Origin of the sequence: Nostoc sp. CHAB 5715 (assembly GCF_020829685.1) — a bacterium.
Taxonomy (GTDB): domain Bacteria; phylum Cyanobacteriota; class Cyanobacteriia; order Cyanobacteriales; family Nostocaceae; genus Nostoc.
The window spans coordinates 1-4458 of the sequence record NZ_JAIVFR010000647.1; the positions used below are offsets into that span (position 1 = coordinate 1).

Consider the following 4458-nt stretch of genomic DNA (forward strand, 5'->3'; position numbering starts at 1 on the left):
TTCATTATTGTCGGGGCAGTATTGTCGATTAGTGCGCCGGCATTTGCTGAAAGTCGTGCGGTTAATATCAGTATTGGCAGTATTGGTGGCTCCTTAGATAATGCCGCTTTGCGAACAATTCGCCAGGTTATCGGGTTTGCAGTCGGCACTAGCACCATCGATAAATTCATTGTATATAGTCCCAGAGTCGGATCTCCTATTCCCATCGAAGGAGGTTTATCTGCTTGTGCTGAAGCTGGCTTCGGCACAAGCAATACAACATTTAATGCTTTTATCCAGCAGTTGCGTTCAATTAATCCCAAACCAGGGACTTTCTACAATGTAGAACTTACCGCAAGCTGTAAACAGAAATAAGAATGTCGTTTGCACTCAAGCGCGGTAGGATGGGCTTCCTACCTCAGCCCATCCATCGAGTTACACGTAAGCTTGATAACACTTTCTTTGTCTCAACGCCATTTAATTTGTCACTGTACAGCACTATAACCCTTAAACAAAATTTCAAGAGACCATGAGCAAAAAATCAATTTACTACAAATACCGACTCATTCTCCTATTCGGTGCAATTCTAGCTAGCTTCGGATTTTACCCGAAGATACATGCTCAGGACATTTCTGCTCCAGACACTACTGATTCTGTTGCCATCACTGTCGAAAATCAAGAGTTTCCCCAATGGGGATATTACACGATACGGAGAGATTTTCGCAGATGTGCTTCTCCAATATGCGGTGGATATTTTATCAAGCAAGTCAACTTGAAAGCTACTCCTTGCTTGGATGGTGTTTTTCGCTCCGAATGTTATGTGTCTGCAATTGATTGGAGTTCCCTGAAAGTCTCACCTTACCAACTGGTAAAAATTCAAAATGATGATGGTAGCCGTGTGATTCTCAGAGGTAGCATAGTTCCAGTGGAATTTGCCCCATTCGGTGAGTTTGGGAACTTGAGAGTTAAAGAAGCCTTCTATGCTGCTACAGATGCCCCACCAAAAGGTACTTTTGTGGGACTAAAAGACAATGGCATTCGTTGCATCACAACTCCTTGCTTCTCAACAAATCAACTGGTTTTGAATAAACTGAGGATTTCTCAAGTCTCGTCAATCGATTTGAGTCAAACGGGTGCAACACAAAAACAACTTGACGCAGCAACAAGCGAAATTTTCCGTCAAGGTTTGATTGCTGTAGGTAAAACTGAGGTAGTAGGCAACTCAGATCCAACCAAGAGAGATACTAAGTTTGTGGTTACACAATTTTATTTGAGAGTGGAACCGAAATAAAGAAATAAGGTTATCTTTGCCACTGGCTCATCCTGAAACTGTGCGATCGCCCATAGCAGTATGAATGTGGAAAGCTCAACTGGAATCAGGGTCAGGGCAGGTGTGAGCAGAAGCTTGAGGGGGAGAATACTGATTTATTGCATAGCCCTATAAAAGATCAACCTTCTTTACCCAACCAGAACACCCATAACTGATTGGGCAGAAATTTTTCAACTTTAACTGGCTAAAGATTTACCAGTTCTAGATAATAATTTACCTAGTCTCGGAAGCGGGCCTTTAAAGCCTCTTTTTGCTTCTTGCCCTACAGTAGTTGTCTGTTCTCCTAGCTTTTCTAAGATAGGGCTAATGTCGGATGGTTTAGGATTTTTGTGCTTTAAGACTTGTTTGAGTTGTTTCAACCCATTAGCAATCTCTTGCAAACTTTCGCTATCTGATTTGTGCAGCAAATTATACCACTTGTCAATAGAGCCTAATGCTACGTCAGTCTCAACTTGAGTTAAATCTTCTTCCAAAGTTTCGATTGCAGAGTCGATTTCTTCAATCTCTTCATGCTCTTCGGCTTTACCTAAAGAGTTACTAACTTTAGTTAATTGTTTGCCCAATCTCCGCACAGGAGTTCTAATCTCTTTTTCTGCATCTGATGCAAAGTTAGCTGTTTGCTCACCAATTTCTATCAGCACTTCGCTAATTTCATGTCCGGTAGCCTTATTGCTCTTGAGGTGCTGTTTAAGTTGTTTTAATTGATTTGCAATTTCTTTGACTTCTGGTTCTTTAGCCTTGTGCAGGAAGTTATACCATTCATCAATTAAGTTGCTGGCATCTTCACTTGATAAAGTAGATAAATCATCACTGAGCGTAGATTGTAATTCTTCTAGCTTTTGCTTCCAATCATCATTGATTGTTTGAGATGCTTTATTGGTAGCTTCTTGATTGCTTGCACTGTGATGGCTTTGATTTTCTGTTTTGGTTGTCATGAGGAAATTTGATTGCGATAACTTCACAAAAATACAAATATCAGTTTAGAAACCTAATTCTGTAATTCCCTCGCTCTTAGGTGCAATAATAAATACTAAATATTTAAATAATTTGACAGATGGTTTTTGGACAGTAGCTGACTAAGCAGGCAACCAAGGCTCTCAACAAGCAAGTCAAAACAATTCACGCATTCAAAATTATTAATTCAAAATTGCACTTCTAGCTTGCTCGAAACCCTTACAGGTGATTGTAGACCACTGATTTAAAAAATCAGTGCTTGCTCTGACTCGAACGCGAGTGCGTCTCCTCTCTTGAGAAGGACAATTAATTCAAAATTTTTATTTATTTTTAATGAGAGCATTTTGAATGCGTGAATTTTGAATTTCATTAAATGGTCAAGCAAGCCTTGGATGAAACAATCGACTTGCGTTCGCCCTTGGCGTTGGCGCAGCCATCGCCTTGCTTGAAGAGATGGGCGGGGAGCAGGGGAGAAGTTGCAGTAAGTTTTTTCCCTCTGCCTATCCCTTCAGCCTTGGTGTTGCTTCCGGCGATCCTTTACCAGATAGTGTAGTGCTATGGACGCGGCTGGCTCCATCGCCATTAAATGGTGGCGGTATGCCGCAGGTGAATGTGCCAGTACGGTGGCAAGTTGCTTTGGATGAAAACATGAGAAAAGTTGTGCTACGGGGCGTGGCATTGGCAACCCGTCTTGACCGTTCTCAAGCACGTTGGAACATACTTGCCCAACAGGTGCTGATGGCAGAGCTAGATCATAAAGTCGGCCCAGGCGAAATCTTTTGGAACGACTCGTGGGATGGATATCCCCTTGCACGTAATCGTGTTTTAAGTCACATCGCCAGCCGCCAGATTTCTAACCCAGTGGTGATTACTGGGGATTGGCATTCTACATTTGTCAATGACCTCAAGCTCGACTTTAAGGCTTCTAACTCTCCAACAGTGGCTACGGAGTTTGTGACTCCCTCAATTACTAGCAATGGTGATGCCAATGTCTATGGCCCCTACTACGGCCCGAAGATTCCAGAAAACCCCCATATTAAGTTCTTTGATGGCGATCGCCGAGGCTACTTCCGAGTCAACCTTAACTATGAGCGTTGGCAGACTGACCTGCGTATTGTTACAACTGTAAGTCGTCCAGATGCGCCTGTATACACCTTTGCTTCGTTTGTTGTTGAGAATGGTCATCCAGGTGCCAAATTAGACTAGTGTTTAAGTTTTTGCGTATTCAAATATTTGAATACGCAAAAGTAAAAAAGTGTAATCGCACTCCATTACTCCCCGATGAAGTAACAGAGTATTCCCGTTGTACCCGCCCAACGTAGGCTCACGCCCCAGTTGAGGCAGGGAATATGGCCATGTCAAATAAGCCCGCTTCAGCTTCCCCAGCGATTCCATAAACCTCTGCACCAATTCCTCCAACGTGCTAAAATGTACCCGTGAAATGCGATAAGCCTAACGGCATGGCTTCGCTTACCGCTAATCTCCTGAACCTGCTGACACTTCTGCGGCAGATAGTTGAATGACCGTAGATGCTTCAGCCCAACAGTACATTCGCTATCCCACACTTTCACGGTATATTAGCTACTGTTTTAAATATTTAAAATAGGATAATTTTAAGACTAATTGACAACAAAAAGTTTTGAATGAAGTTGCCAGACGATAACTTTTGCGGAGCATATTTAAAGCAGAGTATGGCACACGCAATCGAAGTGGGCGCAACACGGGACGATATAACCAGTAATAAGCCTTTTTTAAGTCATTCCACTTTGAACAGGCTTCAAGATGCATGAAATCTGAAATGTCTACAACTAACCCTCTACCCTGGTGCATCATAACATTACGACCGTGGACATCTTGAGGGTGGAGTCCGCGACTTCTAGCATAGTCCAAAGCTTCATCGATGTCCTGTATTACCTGCTGAGGAATTGGTAAACCCAAGTGCATACAATCGTAGAGTGTTGTTCCATCAAGCCGTTTCAAGACTAAAAAACCATCTGCGGCATACAAACACTCCGAGAATGCCGGATGAGAACCTAAACAACGGTAAACTTCTACTTCTTCTTCATATCCTGGTCGTCCTGGAGCATAAATCTTCACTACACAATCAGGGTAGTCAGGGTGATCAACAACTGCGGCATAATTTCCTTTGCCCAGCAATCCCCAGGGTTGTGGAAGATATTTGACTTTGATCGGAT

5 protein-coding genes are annotated in these 4458 nt (G+C 42.7%); 3 read left to right on the forward strand and 2 right to left on the reverse strand.

Features of this window, described 5'->3' with window-relative positions; all coding sequences use genetic code 11:
• Positions 1-3 precede the first annotated feature (3 nt).
• Both LC574_RS28135 and LC574_RS28140 read left to right on the forward strand, forming a co-directional pair.
• Entirely contained in the window at positions 4-354 is a 351-nt protein-coding gene (locus LC574_RS28135; RefSeq protein ID WP_229456958.1) for a hypothetical protein, read from the forward strand.
• Between the two features lie 154 nt (positions 355-508).
• Positions 509-1270: a DUF6748 domain-containing protein gene (locus LC574_RS28140; protein WP_229456954.1), complete on the forward strand. Its 762-nt coding sequence runs from the start codon at positions 509-511 to the stop codon at positions 1268-1270.
• 215 nt (positions 1271-1485) lie between these two features.
• Here LC574_RS28140 and LC574_RS28145 read toward each other — a convergent pair whose 3' ends face one another.
• On the reverse strand, positions 1486-2244 hold the full coding sequence (locus LC574_RS28145) for a hypothetical protein (protein ID WP_229456955.1): 759 nt from the start codon (positions 2242-2244) through the stop codon (positions 1486-1488).
• Positions 2245-2716: 472 nt separating this feature from the next.
• Between LC574_RS28145 and LC574_RS28150 the strand changes: the two genes are divergently transcribed.
• A complete protein-coding gene (locus LC574_RS28150; RefSeq protein WP_229456956.1) occupies positions 2717-3469 on the forward strand; it encodes an alkaline phosphatase in 753 nt (250 codons plus the stop codon).
• A gap of 375 nt (positions 3470-3844) precedes the next feature.
• Here the strand turns inward: LC574_RS28150 and LC574_RS28155 are convergent.
• The coding region (locus LC574_RS28155) for a serine/threonine protein kinase (RefSeq protein ID WP_229456957.1) at positions 3845-4458 on the reverse strand (614 nt) is incomplete at its 5' end.